Here is a 17,412-nt window from a genome sequence, read left to right as displayed (position 1 = left end):
GGCCCGTCCCTCTTATTTACCGGGACGCTCCATCGGCCAGATAATCAGACCTAAAAGGACTAGTCCTCCCACAAAAACACCTTGTAACGCCGCGACCACAGGAACCATAAAAACCATAATCACGGTATGCAAGGAGGCCTCAAGCCTCACAAACGTCCAAAGAAGAATAAATGGCACGAAAATGACCGTCATGCCGACAAACCAGCCTCGCCAAGTCGACTTGAAAAGATAGCCTTTATCCATAAGACACCACTCGCGATCTATTCATAAAGCCTGGAAAGATCAGCGCCGTACTCCAGCGCCAGCTGATAATCCCCCTTCCCGAGTTCCAGAGCAAAATAATCACCTACACGCAGCTTTTTACTCATGGCTCCACAACATCCCGGTCATACCCTTCCTTTTTATTTCCAATCAGAGCGCCATACAAGCAATGCCCAGACAGCAATAGCGATTTCCAGTGCGAACGACCAATGCAGAACAAAGTTCAGCCACCAGGGCTGGTAAACAGCCGGGACCGTGAAAAGCGCATAGGGCTTGTCGATAAACGGCGCCAACCACCAGATATCGCCCACTATAGTGTCCAGCAACATATGGATAAAGCCGCTGATGGAAAAGATAAGCGCCAGGGCTGCGCCGGCTTTCTGGCGGGCCAGCTTGAACCACAGGCCAGCCAATAAAAGCAACGAGACCCACAGAATAGGATAGTGCGGCCAATAGGTGTGATGATGGCTTTGCCGGTTATCCACCAGATAGAAGTAGAACATGTCCAGGTCCGGAGCGATGGCGCCCAGAATACCCGCCAGAACAAAAGCTGTGGTGGCTACCCCCGTATCCGCGAATCGTCTGAAGAGTAACTTCGCTGACACATAACCCGCCGGCAAATGACCGATGAACATCTGGACCTCAACATTACGGAGTCCCGAACGATCTTACCGGCAACGGACAGCCGTGCAATGTCGCACCCGGACAAGTTCACGCCTCACTGCCGCGCTCGCGCCATTTATGAATATAAGGAAGCGCGAACAGGTACAGCCCGGTGAGCAACATCAAGGCAAGCGGGAGTAACGGGGAGTAGGTAATCCAGGCCGGCGGCTCACCCCGCGCCATGGCGACAAAGTTGGCAACGACGGTCAGCGTGAAGAGGATGGAAAGCCAGCGATGGCATTGCCGGATCCTTCTACTGAATGAAGAGCTTCGCGGAGTATTTGGTAAAGTGCTCATGCTTGCCCCTCCTCAACCCCGCGTCTGTATCATCTTCCAGCCATTACCCGACGGATCACGAAAACCGGCGTCCACGGTGCCGTAGCGGTCCACGGGCTCCTGCGTGAACTCCACGCCCAGGGCACGCATCCGCTCATAGGCGGCACGGCAATCGTCCACCTCCAGTACCAGGGCCGGCATCGCGCCTTTGGCCACCATCGCGTGCAGCGCCTGCGCCGTTGCCTCATCGTGTACCGGCGGCCCGGGCAAGAGCAGCCCAAGCTGGAACGACGGCTGATCCGGGTGCTGTACGGTGAGCCAGCGATAGTCACCATTGCGCACATCCGTGTGGACCAGGAATCCGAGCTTATCGACATAGAAAGCGAGCGCCTCATCCTGGTCTCGCACGTATACAGCGGCTACCTGAACACCTTGAGTCATAGGACCTCCTTTGGTTGGGCCCCTTTTGTACCGTCAGCCAGACGGCGCCGCTTCTCCAAAACTGCGGTTCTGAGATCGGGCCGGTGGGCGGCTCCCAGTACGCAGGCGGGCACACTCTCGAGCCCGCGCCGAGCAGCCCTTTCCTGAACCCGAACCTCCCCAGGGCTCTTACCCGTGATATCGCGAAAGGTACGCCCGAACGTCCCCAGACTCCTCCAGCCAGTGCGGAAGGCGATATCGGTGATAGGCAGGTCGGTGTCCCGCAACAGCGCCGTCGCACGCTCAATACGCCGGGTCAGCAGGTAACGGTGCGGCGGAACGCCGAAGGCCTCCTTGAAGGATCTGGCAAAATGGGCCTCGGAGACACAACTCACACTCGCCAGACGGGAAACAGGCCAATCCTCGCTCGAGGCCGCATCCATCCGGTCCTTCGCACGCAGCAGCCGGCGTAGCAGTTCAGGATTCTGGCTGGCGGTGTTTTTATTCATATTCGCTCCATCCACGAAGCAAAGCGCTTGAGTTCCCTACCCATCAATCAAGTCCCGCTCCAAGGCCATTCGCAACTCGTCAGGCAGCAGAACCGGGCGCATGGTGTCAGGCGATACACAGACCTGCGTCAGGGAGGCGCGGAAGGTCTCGGTCTCCTCGGCGTTGCGCGCTACGAACAGCAATGAGAAAGAATGGGCGCCGACCTCCTTGACCGACACCTGGATGTCGATCTTCTGATCCCAGATCATCGGATGCAAGAACTCGATGGAAAGCGCCCGGGCGGGAGGAAGAACACCCATTGAGAAGATGCGCCGCGCCGCGGGGCCTTCAAGCAGGTGCGACAAGAAATCAAGCCCGGCTTCAACCACGAAATGGCTGACCCTGGGTGTGTAGACGACCCCGCCGGGATCGCAGTCTCCAAAAAGGATTGTGCGGCTGACTGTTAACGGCATGACTGGTCCTGCGATGGAGTATTGGGTAATGGTATCTGGCAAAGCAAAACCAAGGCCTGCCCCGCACATACTCGTAAATGATTGGCTAGAGCTCAACCTCGACATCCACAAACTCAGCGGCCTGAAGGACATCCATGACTTTGCCAACAATAGGATCCTGGGCAGTAGTCTTGTTTTTGCCGAGGATCTTCTGCATCAACGTGCGGTCCCGCTCAAGCATCACATGCCACTCACCGTAGTTGAGACGACCAGAGTCCTCCTCCGAGTTGCCCGCCACACACATGAGGTAGGAAATACCCTGGTACTCGGCCCGGTTGGCCCAGCCAAAGTCTTCCATACAGATAACCTCCGCATCAACGCCAGCCTCGGATAGCGCCACTACGAGCCATCTTGAGAAGTCCTCACCAAAACAACAATCGTTAATGAATTCTGATCCAACAACAGACAGATTGAAGCGGTCTGTTTTACAGGTGATATCTACAATCACGAAGCCCCCCAATTAGCCCCTGACGCAGCTGTACAAAGTACCCTTCAAATCAAGTCTTACCTTTTTTCCGTGGAACCAGGACTGTGGGAGTTAAGAGCCTTGCTAAGACTGATGACTCTCCATCGCCCGCATGAACTCATTCAAATCTCCAGCATCCGGTGATGCTTCATGACCGATGTAGCCCAGCTCCGAACCAAGGTGTTCTTTCAGCTTTATCAACAGCTTTTGAGCAAAGGCATCATCACTAGCGTCAGTAGACAGGCCATAAATTACATGGCCATCCTTGAGGTAGAAAACCATTCCATACTCTGGCTTTCCCTGATTTACAGCTCTCCAATATACGGCGTATTCCGCACTCCGGTTTAAACTGCAATACTTCACCAGCTCCTCTGCCTTCGAATATACGATATCAGGGGAGGCTGAGAACTGTGGCACTTCATATTCGTCAGCGCTTTCTTCTCTTTCTGGGAGGAAGCCATTCAGAAAGCTTTCCACTGTCTTTTCATCTCTTTTATCGGAGATGACGTATATATCCGAATACTCTGGCATAAGGCTGTCTTAACGCATCTGTTCGCAGGGCAGATCAAAGTCGACATGGTAATGCTCATCGTGGCGCACCCAGGACCGCCTGGTGGAAAACTGTATGTTGCCACGCAAGTACTCCGCGTACTTGGTCTTATAAAGGTTCGGCTGTAACTCAGGGTCGAAGATGACCCGCCACAACCCATATCCCCGCGACGTCGCTTGCCGATGCAATGCCACGATATGAGCGGCCATTGCCTCATAGTCAATTCGCAAGCCGTCGTAGGTGCTATTGCTATCAAACTCGATGTCATAACCAAACCGGTTGAGCGGATTGGTCGGTAGATGAACGGATTGCCCCTCGGAATCCACGACCGGAACCATGAAATCAACGGAAAGTCCGTTCATGTGAGTCTTATGAGGCTCAAACCGGCCACCCTCCTTGAATCCGGTCTCCGCGTACTTGTAGACCTTCTCCGGTTGCTCTTTCTCCAGATCCTTGTAAGCGGACACCACAATGTCACTTACTCCAGAATGGACATAGGTTCGTCCCGCGGAATGAGCCATGGCGCTGTAGCTTTCAAAATTGCCACCCTTCAATGGCAGCTGGACGCCATCAGCGAGACTCCCCTTTGACGTCGTTCCATAGCAGGTGCTTTCCTTTGCCATCGCCAATACAGGAAGAAGTAGAAAAACAGCTGTAAGTCCTCGCATAAGCCGCCTCTGAACTAACGCCAATAACTCTCACCATCGTGTAAACAGGGAAAAGGCACAACCCGACGCGCAGTTCTATCCCCGTTCATGCAATAGTCAGGAGGAGCCTGTTCGGTAGGCCTCCAGACATAGCGCCTCTGCAAGCCGGTCCGCCATGGCCGGGGCATTAAGGCGTTCGATGGCCTGCATCTCAAGCCTCTCCATGTGCTCGGAGGGATCGGTACTACCCACATCAAGCAGTGTGGTCGCCGCAAAGACGCCATCCTTTCGACAGTCAATGAGTGCCCGCACAAGCAACTCGAACCTCTGGTCCCGAGCCGCGCCCCAATCCTGTGAGTTGGCGTACTCCATATCCATCAATTCGCGGAATCTATTGCTTATTGGGGCGAACGCCTCATCGTCCCCCGCTTGCTCCCAGTCAGTGAAGACGAAGCCAATTTCGGGATAGTCCACCTTATTCGATTCAACCCAGGACTCGCTGGCAGCAATGTGATGGACCCCACGCACGTCATCGTCAGTGCCCAGAGCAAATCCGAATAACGGATCATCGCCCAGCGACGCGTCCAGCTGCTTCTTTACTGCACGAATGGCTTCATAAATCTCGCGCTGCAACTCTGCAATATCCGCCATCATCGATTTCGCCTACTCAGAACTTATTCTCCCAACACCAGCAGCACGCTCGGCCAGGCAATACAATTTGGCATTACACATTCACTTTATACTTGAGATCCTTTGCCTCGTCCCCGGTCATGCCTCGAAAGCCCCACTGATAGGGTTGTTGTTCCTTGAGGGTAATCTCGACATCCACGGGAGGAAGACCCAGTTGGCTTTCCAGTTCCCGAAAGATGGCCTTGATCAGCGCCTTCTTGGTCTCCGGCTTGCGGCCCGCCATCATATTGATCTCAATGACGGTGTAGGCATCACTTCGACCTCCAGGATAATAGAAGTCGTCCCGCTCCAAAGGCACAAACCGATGCGCACGCTTATCCTCCGGCATGCCCAGAACAGATTGCATACAACCATGAATGACATCCGACAGCTGGCTCTTTATCCGATTAAGCCTTTCCTTTATTCCATAAACCACGATCATAATTATTTCTTCACACTATATAAAAGGGGCAAGAGGGATCCCTCTTGCCGAATCCGATAGCTTACCGTGTTCCGGCAAACCGAAATAGCCAGCGCATCCAGGCACCTCTGGATCCGGCGAAGTAGTAAAGGGGGTGAGGAAGGCGATCTATTTTGCGTGACGGCAGTCAGAGAGACTTGAAGCCCTGGCCTTTCGCCAGGGCACGTCCAGCATTGATAGGGAAAGGCGAGATCTGCCCGGATCGCCGCCTATTCTCAGCTGATTCGAGGCTGAACAATGATTTTCACGGCCGACTCATTGTTATGAATCAAGGTATCGAACCCTTTCGATACCAAATCATCCAATTGAATGCGCTGAGTGATGAAGGGCTCCAGGTTGATCTTGCCCTCCTCCACCAGCCTGATCGTTTCCTGGTGGTCATTGCAGTACGCAATGGTCCCGCGCACGTCGAGCTCCTTCATTACCACACTATGTACATTGACGGTGGCCGGATGGCTCCAGATGGACACAATCACCACTACGCCGGCTGAGATGGTCGCCGCCACCAGAGTATCCAGAACCTTGTTCACACTGGAACATTCAAACGCCACATCCACGCCTCTGCCATCGGTGATCTTCATCACTTCCTCGACCACATCCACTTCGGAGGGGTCCAGAATATGGTCGGCGACACCGGACTCGGCGGCTTTTTGCTTACGTGCGCCGCTGAGCTCCGTGACGATAACGCTCAGCCCCTTGGCTTTCAAAATCGCTGACAGCAGTAAGCCAATAGGGCCCGCCCCACCAACCAACGCCACATCGCCAGCCTTGGCACCGCTGCGAGTGAAGGCGTGATGGCCCACGGACAAAGGCTCGATCAAGGCAGCCTGGTCCAGCGGAATGTCTTTGGAGATCGGATGCACCCAACGACGTTTAACCGCGATTTTCTCGGACAAGCCGCCGCCCCGACCACCCAGGCCGATGAAGTTCATGTTCTTGGACAGATGATACTTATCGCCGGGCCCGGTGGGCACGTCATCCGCCACGATGTAAGGCTCCACCACCACATGCTGGCCGACTTCGATGTCGCTCACCCCTTCCCCCACGGCATACACCACACCAGAAAACTCGTGGCCCATGGTGACGGGGGCTGACTCCTTGGAGATCGGATGCGGATGGCCACAGGGAGGAATAAAGATCGGCCCTTCCATGAACTCATGTAAATCCGTACCGCAAATGCCACACCATGCCACCTCGATACCGACCGTGCCGGGCTCCACCACGGGCTCCGGTATGTCCTCGATGCGGATATCACCACGGTCATAAAAACGTGCTGCCTTCATTATTGTGCTCCTTACGTTTTTGTTAGCGATATCCAGCAAAATACGCACCAACATCGCTGTCGGCCGTCAGGAGCATGAAGTCACGGGATCATCCATGGAGTAAGGGAAGGGACATGTCGTATCGGGCATCGCCGCTTTTACAGGTGTAACGTACCAACTGTCACGAATATTACAGGTGTACCGTGTATTGGAGTACGCCAGAGTCCGGGGGGCGGAAGACCGCTAACATCGGCGTACCCGCAGGTACACACCCATTACTAGAACACTTTCTTAGCCACCAAATCCGGTGCCATGGCATCCAGACGTCCTGCAAGAATATCGAGCTTGCAAGTAGGCACGGCCGGAAAGCGGCAACGAGGTCAGGTCTTGCATTTTGCTTACCTTATCTAGGCCCGGTATGTCGAAAAGGCAAAACGCAAGCCAACCCCTAGCCCCCCAAAGACGGGAAAGCCGACTGTCACTCCCTAGGAAGTTCCAGCTCCAAAAAATGCGAAGACTAAAGACGCCAACAGAAACAGAAGCGCTATACGCAGATTGCGTCGCGCTCTCAAAAGGGTCACGCTCTTTGTCCCGTCTAGCGCCGAACCATAAACAGCTGTCAAATACATGCCGAGGTTATAGAATAAACCTGGACTTCCCCATCGACGATACGATTCCGGTTCATCTCTGCGCCAATCCCTTAGAAATTTAGCAGCAGTAACAACCGATACTATGACCAAGAAAGCCATCCAAGCGATGATAATTTCGTCCATTTCTTTTCCAGTCCCCAAATCAAGGTCACTTCACTACATATACCCCGAGGTGGCCATTAATGATTTTCAAAAAAGGCATATCGAGTTAAAATTCATACTTTTACTTCTCGACATACTCTGCTGAAATGGACGAAAGGCAAGGGCTGCCTCAAAGCTGCTATCTTGTGACTGGGCCAGGTAGAAGCTTTTTCTCCATAAATGCGCTCAGTGGGTCATGGTGGTAGCGGCCAAACGGAGTACGCTTAACATATCCACGATTTCGATAAAGCGATAGGGCCTCTTGCTGACTTATGCCCACCTCAAGCCTGGCGGCTTGGACACCACGTTCAACAAGATATTGCTCGACCTTCTCCATCAAAGCATTCGAAATTCCACGCCGCCGATAGGCCGATGCGACAAAAAGCCGCTTGATTTCTCCATAACGCATCTCTTCATCTTAAAGCAACTTCACCGCGCTACAGCCCGCCAGGGCGCCATCGACAAAGCACCCAAACAAGGTAACGTTTGGCTGGCTCAGATCCGTTACGCTCTCCAGATGGTTGCTCTCCGCTGGGTATAGCGCAGCCATATACCGGTCAGATTGCTCCAGCAATGTCGCAACCTCAGGTAATCCAGGGTCTATAGGCGCGATCTTCACAGACTTCCTCCCAATGGCAAGCATGGGGGCCCGCGTCGGCCAGCACGAGAGCTAGAGCCGTAGCGAACCGGCGGGCTCAGGGCGCGGCGGCAAAGCCCGCGAACAACACCAGGAAACCGCCGATCTCGGCAATCACCAACACCCACATGAAACCGCTTATCAACCACGCCGGTAAAGACCCAGCGCCGAAGGCGTGCGGCTTCTGCAGCTGGTTACGCGTGTCCTTGAGCGCGCCGTGCAGAATATAGCTGCCCACCGCCAACGCGAAAAACAGCACCGACGCCAACACCGCCAGCACGTTAACCCACTCCGGCCAGACACTGAGCACCGCGAAGCGCTCAAGCACCAGACAAGCGAAGGCGTACATCAGGCTCGCCCGGTGGGCGATGTCCACATAGTAATGCGCCCGGGCCTTGTCACTACCCCTGATCTGAACGTACTTCCACACCCCGGTCAGCAGGCCGACCAGAAAGAACAGCCCGCAACTCCACAATGCCAATGTGCTCGCCGTCATAGCGCCCTCAGTTCATCAACCAAGCCCGGACTATGTCACCAACCCCACCGGCACGCCTTGGCCGCGCGGCCCGGGGCCGGACCTGACAACGCAACACGCCCCTCGCTAAAGGCCGTCCCGGAGGCCTTCCCCCAACCCGGAAAGTAACGGCCAACCCGGCCCTCCATCCGCAAAGAGCAACCACCCCAGCGCCACCAGATTGGCGGCCACCGCCAGGTAGAACACCACCCGGAACGACGTCTTGCGGGTCTTGTGGCGGAATACCCGCTGCGCCAGCAAAGCACCGGGCCAGCCCCCCAGCAGCTCGACCAGATGCAGCCGCGCCTCGGGCGTGCGCCAACCACCACGCACCGAAGCCCGCTTATCCAAGCCATAAAGTGAAAAGCTCAGCACGCTCATCAGCGCGTAGAAACCGACGAACCATCGCTGTTTAGACTCGGAAGCGAGAATGGCCAACCCGACGAAAAACGCCACCACGACCAGCAAGGCAGGAAGGAATCGGTTCACACGGGCGACGGATGATCGCTTCCCCGAAGATGCGTTAGGTTTCATTATCCACGGACCCGGCCTTTCACGTTACGGTAAGCAGGATTCCCCCCGAGGAGCGCTAACAGGAAGCTTCCGCTCCAAGGCCGTAACCGACTGGATTTCCAGAGCATTGCCATCCGGCGGGAAGGAAACCCGCCAAGGTTATCACGCCGTGGGCTTTAAGGGCCGAACCTTGCGTTTTGTTTAACTAGATCTGATTTTCCGAAAAGGCAAAACGCAAGACCTGCCCCCGCAATCCCGCACCGTTCTTACACACCCAACCTATCTGTAAAACTCTAACTGCAGCCTGATCACACTTCCAAATAGCTCCTGTATCTAAATCAACATCCTCGCCATAAGTTAATATTGGAATAAACCAGATGATAAAGATCACAATTCTCTTCATGGTCACCTTTGACCTTCTAACGCCGCCAACACCGGAAATTTAGGAGCGACAGCGAGTAAACTTTCCGTGTGCTTGGCACTGTTAGCTTTCCATACGCAATGATGACAACAACATCATCTCCTCAACACTTTTGTGATCAGAAACGAACAAAGCAATATTCTTACCGTTGAGGTTTTTTGACGACTTATAAACAACGCCGTCAACACTAGAACCATCCACTGTAAATCGATGACGAAAATACTCTGAAATTATTTGTGTTGGGATGTATTCTATATGCTCCATTCCATCTTTCGAAATCCGTTTTGAAATCTCATCCCGAAATTTTCGTAGAAATTGGATTTCATGTAGCTCAACGTATTTATCAGGCTCAAAAATACTTGGCCCTTGAGGCAAAACCGATAGATCTAATAACTTAAGTGGTTTTATGGTCTTCAGTTCGGCCACTGCATATGGTCGCTTTTGTTTAAATAGTGTTTCAAGCTTTGCTGTTTCTTTTTCAAGTGCAACGTACATATATGGAATTCCGGCAGGATTCATTCTTCCTGCCCCAGAAAGTCTTTTAGGAGGTACGCTTATCTCAGAAAACTTACTGTAAATTTTACCATTTGTTGAAACTCTAACCCTATAGCACACTGTGCCTTGATCTAGGACCTTAACCAGATTAAGACGTTTAACTAGATTCCCGAGCGCCTCTAAAACATATTTAACAGGTATATAATCGGGCCGCCCAACATCAAACTCATCAGGTGGTTCTGAAAGAAATAGATAACGAGTTTTATAAAGTACGGTATCAGTAAATTGTCTCCAGCCATATGCCAAAGCTTGTGCGGGATTACTTAAACCCCAGTCGCCTTGTGAGTGTGAAACCCAATACTTATCGCACCCTAAGCAGTCAAGGGCGTCATTGGTAAACTTGTCACCCCAGCCAGGGTTTACTACTTCGAGTACATCATATGGTTCAGTTTCAGGAAAAACCCACCCACCATCCCACGGAATACCTATGTCTTGTGCATCTGCATAGTAAGCGCAGATAGACTCATAGATACGCTCCATTACAATTTCAAATGGAGCAGAAACCATAGATTGTGATGATCTTTCACAATAAGAGCACGTGTGGCTAATAAGATTGTCATTCACAAGTTGAGCTAATACATCATCGACAACACAGTCTGCGCATACATATGTGTCAACTACGTCAAACCCTCGATCATCCATGTGATCATTATGACCCATTTATGCCTCCATACTCATTGAAGCTAACGCCTGCATTTGGGGCCGCAGCGGAACGAAGGTCCCAACCCACGCAGTGGGCGACCAACATGCGCTTGTTAGGCCTTTGATTTGCACTCATTTATTTTATGTTCCAGGTTGCTCACCAATGGTTCTACTGAAACTAATAGATCTTGGATGTTTCCAATTGTGCCTGGCAGCTTTTGTTCAATTATGGACTGCAAAATCATTGCGTGAACTTCATCCGTTGTAATTGGATAATTGCCACGTAGGCCTTTATTTATCAAGTCTTCGCCTGCCTTAATTGCCCAGTCACCAGAATATCCTACGTCTCCTCAGGGCTTTGGGGTCAGGTTTTGCGTTTTGCCTTCTCGGAAGGCCAGGTCTAGATAAGCAAAAGGCAAGACTTGCCCCGAATGGCACTTACTTAGTCGATAAGGCCTTGATCCAGAAACAAAAAAGCTGATCCAATGGCGGCGTGTTTATCTCGCCAAAGAATCGCACCCCGCCAAGGATCAGCTCCTATGGATGCTAAACAGAATCGATTTCAGCAGCAAGCGATCAAACGACAGTTGTCCCGCCAGGATGCCATCCGTTTTTTCAATCTGCTCACCTCTGCAGAACTCTTTGATGTACTGGAATCCTCATTGCCCGAGCACCGCGAGCGCCTCTTCCCGCCAACGGAAACCCTGGCGATGTTTCTGAGCCAGGTGATGCAAGCGGATCGCTCCTGTCAGCGAGTGGTCAATGAGGCTGCGGTGGCACGCTGGCTGGGAGGGCGCAAGGCGTGCAGTACGTCTACAGGCGGCTATTGCAAAGCTCGGCAGCGTTTACCACTGGAGCTGGTCTCATCTCTGGCACGCGCTACAGGATCGTTGAGCAACGAGAAAGTACCTGACAGCTGGCACTGGCAGGGGCGACCTGTTCGCATCGTTGACGGCACCACCGTGACTCTGCCGGATACACCCGCCAATCAAGCGGTTTATCCCCAGCAGCGCTCGCAGAAGCCCGGTCTGGGCTTCCCTCTCTGCCGCATTGTCGCCGTCACCTGTCTGGCCAGCGGTGCCGTACTGAATGCGGCAATGGGGCCTTATGCGGGTAAAGGCGCCAGCGAACACACCCTGTTCCGTTCGTTGCTGCCTGGCTTCAACGCTGGCGATATCCTCCTGGGGGATGGACTGTATGGCAGCTACGTGATTCTGGCGGACTGTCTGGCTCGTGGTGTGGATGTCGTGTTCGCACAAAATGGTGCTCGTAAGCTGACAACGGACTTCCGTAAGGGAAAGCGCCTGGGCCACAAGGATCATCTGATCCGAATTAGCAAACCTTGCCAGCGTCCGGACTGGATGAGTCTGGCGCACTATCAGGCACTGCCCGACGATATCGCCTTGCGTGAAGTGGCGCTGGGTGGAAAAGTGCTGATCACCACCTTGTATGATCCGGCGCGGGCGCCACGTCAGGCGCTGAAAGCGTTATATCGAAGCCGCTGGCAGGTAGAGCTGGATATCCGGCACATCAAAACCACTCTGGGGATGGAAGCCTTGAGCTGTAAAACACCGGAGATGGCGGAAAAGGAACTGTGGGTGTACCTTCTGGCCTATAATCTGGTCCGGCTTCTGATGGTGCCGTCCGCCGTGTTGGCGAAGGTATTGCCTCGTACGCTGAGCTTCAAACATGCTCTGCAATGCTGGCAGGCTTGGTACCAACAACTGCTCGCTTGCCATACCAGTGACGATTTAACGGAACTCTTTCGTCTGATTGGCCAGCAGCGGGTGGGGAACCGCCCAGGACGTATTGAACCCAGAGCGGTCAAGCGACGACCGAAACCGCTCCCGCTGTTAACGCGTCCCCGGCATGAGGCGCAGGCGTGGATACGTCGGCATGGGCATCCACCAAAGCAACGCCCATGGAATAAAGCAGGCTCCGGCGGGCAAAAGGCGGGGGTTAAGTAAGTGCCATTCGGGTCAAGTCTTGCCTTTTGCCCCTTAGGAGGGGCTGTCTCGCAAAGGCAAATGGCAAGACCTGACCCCATGCGCGCACGAAATGCAGGTTTTAGCGAATCATTCATGGTTAAACTTATCTCAAGAGGGCTAACGCCGCTCAGCACGCGCGGTTACGGAATAGAGGCGCAGCCGCAATGTAGTAACCGTCGCCGTGACTGGCATGGTTATACCTTTGCAATATACATCTCAAGCGCGTGCCATAGAAAATAGGTGACAGCACCTGCCAAAAGCATGTATTTCTGGAGGTCTCCATGGATCTTCATTTTCCGGTCATGGCGACCAAGAGTTGTATCAAATCTTTCTTTTAAGTCTTTCATCTCCACACCAGCTTTGTCTGGTGGCATACCGGAGATGAGCCTTTTAAGCACAAGATAATTATGGTTCTGAAAGAGTGCGCTGCCAGCATGTTCGATAAATTGAAGTCCAGAGTAGAAGCTCCAGGCCCACGCAGATACTGATAGTACCCATAAGGCATGCGGCCAAATTAATGGTTCGGCCTTTGTCTGCGTCATAGAAAAAGCCATGGCCGCGCCCGCCGCAGCTAGCAAAAAGTAAGAGTTCCTTTGTTGCACAGACCGGAACTGACGAAAAAGCTCCAGCTCTTCTTCCTGGGACATCATTGGCTCCTACAGATATAACGCCGCCAACACGCGCTTGTCGCGTGCTTGGCTTTGTTAGCGCTTTGGCACGATTTGATTGGCAAGATAAGTAAATAGCCCGCAATATGTTTCAAAATACGAATCAAACTTAGCCTTTATCTTTTGATTAAAAATTGCAACTGGGGCCTGCATAAGCAAATCACCCGCACTATAACCCTGTGTAAGCTTTGCGTTTGGCTGCAATCCTAAATGCGTTCTTGCGACCTTCTTGAAGTCCTCGCGGCATTTCTCAGAGTTGTGCGCCACCCGGTTCCGTATTTTTACAGCCGACTCGAGAGGCTCGATATATGCTTGCATTCGAGGAGCATATGGACTCCCAGAATCAAAATAGATACGAGCCGAGTCAATAACCCATTTCGGTGCTCCGAATTTTGAATAGTTCTTTGTAGGATCAAATTTAGAATCACCTGAAACCACATGATATGCATGCGCTATATCAGAAGCCTTTCCCAGCCTCAATTTGGGGGCATATCCGTTCTTTGCCTTCGCGCCTGCCATATACCTTACGAAGGACTGCTCCAAAAACTCTTCCCAATTTGAAACCAAACCCAAAAATGCTAGCTCGACAACCCTTCTTGCTTGCTCGGTATGCAATCGCGGGCAAGCTGAATTTGGGTTAATTCCAGAGACAGACTGAACAGCCAAAAACAGCTTTCGCGCAGATTCTACTGACTTCAAAAATGTTTTCTTGACATGATCAACTTCAGGCGGCCTTCCCGGCATGTGCTCTCCTTACGCTAACGCCGCGCTCACCGGTAAATTAGGAGCGAAGCGAGTAATTTATCCGTGTGCAGCGCATTGTTAGCTACCATCTGCTCCGTAGACAAATTGAGCTACCTCGCTGACAAAATTCGATAGATCTTCAGGGCAATCTCCCCCGACAATGTGTTCCAAAGCCGGAACAACCCAGCGATTCTTTCGAACGCCAAGATTCATCCAACCTTCCAGTTCTCCTTTCGGAACGAGAAACAAACCAAAAGCCTTGCAGTTTGCAATTATTTGCTCTGCTGCCGGCCGGACTGCCGTATCTAACGCGGCAACCCCAGACGCTTTTACCAACGACCACTTACTCGATTCGCTGCGAATTCGGCTCAACGCGCCTTTTGCTCCTGAAAGCGTGTGCTCACCCCGATCAAGTTGGACAAGCAACTCGACAACAGCTTCTCGCGTGGCAGTGAGAACTTCAGCTTCAGAGCGTTCCTCAACGCTCTCAGCAACTCGGTTACGAAGTAGGATCGTTTCAGCATTCTCTGCGTCCGCATCAAATGCCCGAAGTAGCTGCCTTAGATCTGCCTCAGAATTGAGCAGATCAACATCAACTATCGCCGCAACCGGGATAGCAGCCTGTTTAAGAAGCGCTACCACGTCCTTAATCGTTTGCTTATTGTGCGCATGAACAAAAAGCAACTCTTGATTGTTATGGACATGCGTTGCAACCGCGCTATAAACAATGCGGTCCGAATCGGCCTCACATACAACCGCGCCACGGGCAAATATTCCTTCTAGAACTCGTTGGCTCGAAAGAATTGGAGATGATGAAAGAGCCTGTGTTGCCTCAGCCGTGATTGGACAATATTCAGTCTTGTTACCAGTTCGGTTCAAGCGAAAAATCTCGGCGGGCTGCTTTCCCGACAGCACGCCTGCCAGGAAATTTGAATTATGAGTTGCTACGATGACTTGACAGGGAAAAGCATCAATATGGTCGGCCATCCAGCGCCCAAGTCGCCTAGCCTGCTCCGGATGAAGAAACGCTTCAGGCTCGTCAAGAAGCACCACTTTGTCTTTCGATAGTAGCAGGCTCAAGACGACGGCAACAAAGCTTCGAAACCCGTCCCCTTGCGATTCTAAGGACGGAAATTGTTTCATGAGCGGATAAGCTGCTCTTGGATCATCGGGAATATCGCCAAAGTCGCTAGAGATCGCATAGCGAAGTTTGAGCCCGGCGCTGTAATCCAATCGAACCTTCATGCCAAATGTTGTTTCAAAAGCGTCAGCCAATACTTGATCAAGCTCGCCAAATTTTCCGTACATTGCTTGAAGTAAAGTCTTGGGTGAGCTTTCTTCAGGAACAAAGTTTTGACACGTACTTGCAATTTTGAGTCTTGACTCCGAATCCATATAGAAAACTCGAAACTTCCCAAGTTTCTGAAACGTGAAGTCTGCATCGGGCGTTGACTCGAACGCGCGTCGGGCCTGATCAAGCCTGAGACGCACCATAGAGTTCTGCTCAAAGCCTGATGTGATTCCATCAATCGTATGGTGGCCGATATTGGTTGCATCGACTCGTACGTCAAGGTCTTCTAGTAGTCGTTCGAACGTATCAGGCTGGCTGACATCAACACTTGCTAGTAATGTCGTATCTGCTCCCGAACTATGAATTAGCTTTTTATGAATATCCTTAAGCGTTTGCGACTTGCCCACATTGTTCGGCCCAACCAACAACGTGAACTTTCCCAGCTCTAGTTCTGTTCCGCTCGCAAGCGTGATTTTCCTGATCTTCATTTGGCCCTGGACCTTTAGTTGAAGCTAACGCCGCAAGCAGCGGCGAGCGTTAGCGAGTCCAGCACCGAAGGTGCGATGCTGACTTGCCTTGTTATGTGAGCGTACACCAGCTACAAACCTTGCTTTGCCCTTTCTATTGCGGAGCTGACCGCCGACAGGGCCTGAGGGCTATTCTTCCAGCAAGTAGTTCTAAGCATAGACGCCACTTTTTCAGCATTTTCTTTAGGCTCATAGTTCGCCAACTCGGAGAAAGAATCTATACCTATTTCCTCAAAACGTTTAACTACGGTAGGTCCAACACCCTTCACTTTAAGTAGAGCAGCTTTTTCTGATTCACTGAATGCCATACCGGAATTCCTTAAGCCACATAACAGTGTATTCACCGACATTTGTCGTGTATCCCGATGACGTATATCCCCGCACCACTCTTGCCAGGGTTTACGGCAAAGAGCCTGATTCGCAAGACCTTTCACCTTGCTGTTCGGTTTTTCGCTCGCGATTTTTACGACAAGTGACGGTTATCCGCCTGTCGTATATCTCCCAACACCGGAATTCGATTCATCGGAATATGTCATATTTTTTATAGTGTTGGCTACCTTGGCCTGAAATGCTGCCGGGGATAAACGTCATTTGTCGTTGAACCCGGCGTTTTCCAAGGGTTGACGCGGGCATCCCGACCTTATGCTGCCCATAAAAACAGTACAGAGAAGCCAGGACATGGATGTGCCACCTTCGCTACCCGCCGCGCCTTCGCGGTTTATCGACCGTTTGCGGATGTTTATCCGCAGCCGCAACATGGCCTATGCAACGGAAAAGACCTATGTGCATTGGGTGCTGCGCTATATCCGTTTTCATGGGCGCAAACACCCACAAACGCTGTCGGCCAGTCATGTGGATGCGTTTCTTTCCCATCTCGCGGTACACAAGCATTGAATCGCACCGAGGGTCAGGTCTCGCGTTTTGCCTTCTTAATACAACCACCCAGATGGACAAAAGCAAGATCCGCCCACACTCATGACTCACCGAGCGCCTAAGCATCTCCAAAAAATCGCCGTACTTAGGTTGTATGGCATGCATTACAACAGTAATAACAACCATTAATTCTATAATTCGGCCATCTTGTTTTAGCTAGAGCTACGGCCCCATGACAACTTGCATGCTCGCCTAAGTCGATCTGATTGTGAGCCTCCGGCATATAGCTGCAACCCGCAGTGACATTATGAACCTCATGATCATCGCTCTGAGGTTGAGCATTCTGATTTATTATGAATCTAGGCATGACTTTGCACTCTTTTTATTTGATGTTATTTCCCCAAGTGCTCCGTTCCGGGACGCACGTTCAATAAATAAACGTGACACACATCACAAGTCAAGGTTCGTTGGGGCCGTGTTGTGTCTGTGTCGCGGGAGGACAAAAAGGGACAGATTGGGATTTGGGAGGGGTGAAGCCGTGCAGGCAGGGAG

General features: G+C 52.2%; 23 protein-coding genes. 2 read left to right on the top strand and 21 right to left on the bottom strand.

Annotated elements, in window-relative coordinates; all coding sequences use genetic code 11:
• Nucleotides 1-12: 12 nt before the first annotated feature.
• From B5T_RS01570 to B5T_RS22435, 17 genes are all read right to left on the bottom strand, one after another.
• Nucleotides 13-243 (bottom strand): hypothetical protein, encoded by a 231-nt coding sequence (locus B5T_RS01570; RefSeq protein ID WP_041716674.1) that lies wholly within the window; start codon nt 241-243, stop codon nt 13-15.
• Between the two features lie 158 nt (nt 244-401).
• Nucleotides 402-896, bottom strand: a complete 495-nt coding sequence (locus tag B5T_RS01565) for a metal-dependent hydrolase (protein ID WP_014992686.1) — start codon at nt 894-896, stop codon at nt 402-404.
• A gap of 76 nt (nt 897-972) precedes the next feature.
• Nucleotides 973-1,221 (bottom strand): hypothetical protein, encoded by a 249-nt coding sequence (locus B5T_RS01560; RefSeq protein ID WP_014992685.1) that lies wholly within the window; start codon nt 1,219-1,221, stop codon nt 973-975.
• Nucleotides 1,222-1,233: 12 nt separating this feature from the next.
• Entirely contained in the window at nt 1,234-1,641 is a 408-nt protein-coding gene (locus B5T_RS01555) for a VOC family protein (protein ID WP_014992684.1), read from the bottom strand.
• Complete coding sequence (locus B5T_RS01550) at nt 1,638-2,129, bottom strand: helix-turn-helix domain-containing protein (protein WP_014992683.1); 492 nt, start codon at nt 2,127-2,129, stop codon at nt 1,638-1,640. Before B5T_RS01550 ends, B5T_RS01555 begins: the two co-directional genes overlap by 4 nt.
• 36 nt (nt 2,130-2,165) lie before the next feature.
• The gene (locus B5T_RS01545; RefSeq protein ID WP_041716672.1) at nt 2,166-2,582 is read right to left on the bottom strand and encodes an acyl-CoA thioesterase; all 417 of its coding nucleotides are present in this window, start codon (nt 2,580-2,582) and stop codon (nt 2,166-2,168) included.
• Nucleotides 2,583-2,667: 85 nt separating this feature from the next.
• Nucleotides 2,668-3,069 (bottom strand): hypothetical protein, encoded by a 402-nt coding sequence (locus B5T_RS22930; protein WP_148279180.1) that lies wholly within the window; start codon nt 3,067-3,069, stop codon nt 2,668-2,670.
• 102 nt (nt 3,070-3,171) lie between these two features.
• Nucleotides 3,172-3,618 carry a hypothetical protein gene (locus B5T_RS01535; protein WP_041716669.1) on the bottom strand — a complete coding sequence of 149 codons (447 nt, stop codon included), beginning with the start codon at nt 3,616-3,618 and terminating at the stop codon, nt 3,172-3,174.
• A gap of 9 nt (nt 3,619-3,627) precedes the next feature.
• Nucleotides 3,628-4,305, bottom strand: a complete 678-nt coding sequence (locus B5T_RS01530; protein WP_041716668.1) for a penicillin-insensitive murein endopeptidase — start codon at nt 4,303-4,305, stop codon at nt 3,628-3,630.
• Nucleotides 4,306-4,401: 96 nt separating this feature from the next.
• Nucleotides 4,402-4,938, bottom strand: a complete 537-nt coding sequence (locus B5T_RS01525; RefSeq protein WP_014992678.1) for a DUF4303 domain-containing protein — start codon at nt 4,936-4,938, stop codon at nt 4,402-4,404.
• Nucleotides 4,939-5,008: 70 nt separating this feature from the next.
• The gene (locus B5T_RS01520) at nt 5,009-5,395 is read right to left on the bottom strand and encodes a tautomerase family protein (RefSeq protein WP_014992677.1); all 387 of its coding nucleotides are present in this window, start codon (nt 5,393-5,395) and stop codon (nt 5,009-5,011) included.
• 254 nt (nt 5,396-5,649) lie between these two features.
• Nucleotides 5,650-6,771, bottom strand: coding sequence for a 2,3-butanediol dehydrogenase (locus tag B5T_RS01515; RefSeq protein WP_229683011.1), 1,122 nt, complete (start codon nt 6,769-6,771; stop codon nt 5,650-5,652).
• An 855-nt stretch (nt 6,772-7,626) separates the two neighbouring features.
• Nucleotides 7,627-7,896 (bottom strand): GNAT family N-acetyltransferase, encoded by a 270-nt coding sequence (locus tag B5T_RS23805; protein WP_202803023.1) that lies wholly within the window; start codon nt 7,894-7,896, stop codon nt 7,627-7,629.
• Between the two features lie 286 nt (nt 7,897-8,182).
• Nucleotides 8,183-8,620 (bottom strand): membrane protein, encoded by a 438-nt coding sequence (locus tag B5T_RS01505; RefSeq protein WP_022997020.1) that lies wholly within the window; start codon nt 8,618-8,620, stop codon nt 8,183-8,185.
• Nucleotides 8,621-8,725: 105 nt separating this feature from the next.
• Nucleotides 8,726-9,127 (bottom strand): DUF1294 domain-containing protein, encoded by a 402-nt coding sequence (locus B5T_RS01500; RefSeq protein WP_229683010.1) that lies wholly within the window; start codon nt 9,125-9,127, stop codon nt 8,726-8,728.
• A 229-nt stretch (nt 9,128-9,356) separates the two neighbouring features.
• Nucleotides 9,357-9,554: a hypothetical protein gene (locus B5T_RS22925; RefSeq protein ID WP_148279179.1), complete on the bottom strand. Its 198-nt coding sequence runs from the start codon at nt 9,552-9,554 to the stop codon at nt 9,357-9,359.
• A gap of 81 nt (nt 9,555-9,635) precedes the next feature.
• A complete protein-coding gene (locus B5T_RS22435; RefSeq protein WP_014992673.1) occupies nt 9,636-10,787 on the bottom strand; it encodes a HEPN-associated N-terminal domain-containing protein in 1,152 nt (383 codons plus the stop codon).
• Nucleotides 10,788-11,308: 521 nt separating this feature from the next.
• Between B5T_RS22435 and B5T_RS01495 the strand changes: the two genes are divergently transcribed.
• A complete protein-coding gene (locus B5T_RS01495) occupies nt 11,309-12,736 on the top strand; it encodes an IS4 family transposase (protein ID WP_014992672.1) in 1,428 nt (475 codons plus the stop codon).
• Nucleotides 12,737-12,951: 215 nt separating this feature from the next.
• On the opposite strand, the gene B5T_RS01490 is transcribed toward B5T_RS01495, so the two are convergent.
• The 4 genes from B5T_RS01490 to B5T_RS22430 form a co-directional block, all read right to left on the bottom strand.
• The gene (locus B5T_RS01490) at nt 12,952-13,404 is read right to left on the bottom strand and encodes a hypothetical protein (protein WP_014992671.1); all 453 of its coding nucleotides are present in this window, start codon (nt 13,402-13,404) and stop codon (nt 12,952-12,954) included.
• 57 nt (nt 13,405-13,461) lie between these two features.
• Nucleotides 13,462-14,169 (bottom strand): hypothetical protein, encoded by a 708-nt coding sequence (locus B5T_RS22920; protein ID WP_148279178.1) that lies wholly within the window; start codon nt 14,167-14,169, stop codon nt 13,462-13,464.
• 78 nt (nt 14,170-14,247) lie between these two features.
• The gene (locus B5T_RS01485) at nt 14,248-15,948 is read right to left on the bottom strand and encodes an ATP-dependent nuclease (protein ID WP_014992669.1); all 1,701 of its coding nucleotides are present in this window, start codon (nt 15,946-15,948) and stop codon (nt 14,248-14,250) included.
• A 110-nt stretch (nt 15,949-16,058) separates the two neighbouring features.
• Complete coding sequence (locus B5T_RS22430; protein WP_081586809.1) at nt 16,059-16,295, bottom strand: DUF4332 domain-containing protein; 237 nt, start codon at nt 16,293-16,295, stop codon at nt 16,059-16,061.
• A 370-nt stretch (nt 16,296-16,665) separates the two neighbouring features.
• Between B5T_RS22430 and B5T_RS01480 the strand changes: the two genes are divergently transcribed.
• The gene (locus B5T_RS01480) at nt 16,666-16,881 is read left to right on the top strand and encodes a site-specific integrase (protein WP_051015429.1); all 216 of its coding nucleotides are present in this window, start codon (nt 16,666-16,668) and stop codon (nt 16,879-16,881) included.
• Nucleotides 16,882-17,412: the final 531 nt, after the last annotated feature.

It is taken from the genome of Alloalcanivorax dieselolei B5, from assembly GCF_000300005.1.
In the GTDB taxonomy this organism is placed as follows: domain Bacteria; phylum Pseudomonadota; class Gammaproteobacteria; order Pseudomonadales; family Alcanivoracaceae; genus Alloalcanivorax; species Alloalcanivorax dieselolei.
This window is presented reverse-complemented; position numbering and strand designations above follow the sequence as displayed.

Coding starts and splice junctions, on each gene's coding strand:
- B5T_RS01570 (WP_041716674.1), bottom strand. CDS start 243: ATGGATAAAGGCTATCTTTTCAAGTCGACTTGGCGAGGCTGGTTTGTC.
- B5T_RS01565 (WP_014992686.1), bottom strand. CDS start 896: ATGTTCATCGGTCATTTGCCGGCGGGTTATGTGTCAGCGAAGTTACTC.
- B5T_RS01560 (WP_014992685.1), bottom strand. CDS start 1,221: ATGAGCACTTTACCAAATACTCCGCGAAGCTCTTCATTCAGTAGAAGG.
- B5T_RS01555 (WP_014992684.1), bottom strand. CDS start 1,641: ATGACTCAAGGTGTTCAGGTAGCCGCTGTATACGTGCGAGACCAGGAT.
- B5T_RS01550 (WP_014992683.1), bottom strand. CDS start 2,129: ATGAATAAAAACACCGCCAGCCAGAATCCTGAACTGCTACGCCGGCTG.
- B5T_RS01545 (WP_041716672.1), bottom strand. CDS start 2,582: ATGCCGTTAACAGTCAGCCGCACAATCCTTTTTGGAGACTGCGATCCC.
- B5T_RS01535 (WP_041716669.1), bottom strand. CDS start 3,618: ATGCCAGAGTATTCGGATATATACGTCATCTCCGATAAAAGAGATGAA.
- B5T_RS01530 (WP_041716668.1), bottom strand. CDS start 4,305: ATGCGAGGACTTACAGCTGTTTTTCTACTTCTTCCTGTATTGGCGATG.
- B5T_RS01525 (WP_014992678.1), bottom strand. CDS start 4,938: ATGATGGCGGATATTGCAGAGTTGCAGCGCGAGATTTATGAAGCCATT.
- B5T_RS01520 (WP_014992677.1), bottom strand. CDS start 5,395: ATGATCGTGGTTTATGGAATAAAGGAAAGGCTTAATCGGATAAAGAGC.
- B5T_RS01515 (WP_229683011.1), bottom strand. CDS start 6,771: ATGTTGGTGCGTATTTTGCTGGATATCGCTAACAAAAACGTAAGGAGC.
- B5T_RS23805 (WP_202803023.1), bottom strand. CDS start 7,896: ATGCGTTATGGAGAAATCAAGCGGCTTTTTGTCGCATCGGCCTATCGG.
- B5T_RS01505 (WP_022997020.1), bottom strand. CDS start 8,620: ATGACGGCGAGCACATTGGCATTGTGGAGTTGCGGGCTGTTCTTTCTG.
- B5T_RS22925 (WP_148279179.1), bottom strand. CDS start 9,554: ATGAAGAGAATTGTGATCTTTATCATCTGGTTTATTCCAATATTAACT.
- B5T_RS22435 (WP_014992673.1), bottom strand. CDS start 10,787: ATGGGTCATAATGATCACATGGATGATCGAGGGTTTGACGTAGTTGAC.
- B5T_RS01495 (WP_014992672.1), top strand. CDS start 11,309: ATGGATGCTAAACAGAATCGATTTCAGCAGCAAGCGATCAAACGACAG.
- B5T_RS01490 (WP_014992671.1), bottom strand. CDS start 13,404: ATGTCCCAGGAAGAAGAGCTGGAGCTTTTTCGTCAGTTCCGGTCTGTG.
- B5T_RS22920 (WP_148279178.1), bottom strand. CDS start 14,169: ATGCCGGGAAGGCCGCCTGAAGTTGATCATGTCAAGAAAACATTTTTG.
- B5T_RS01485 (WP_014992669.1), bottom strand. CDS start 15,948: ATGAAGATCAGGAAAATCACGCTTGCGAGCGGAACAGAACTAGAGCTG.
- B5T_RS22430 (WP_081586809.1), bottom strand. CDS start 16,295: ATGGCATTCAGTGAATCAGAAAAAGCTGCTCTACTTAAAGTGAAGGGT.
- B5T_RS01480 (WP_051015429.1), top strand. CDS start 16,666: ATGGATGTGCCACCTTCGCTACCCGCCGCGCCTTCGCGGTTTATCGAC.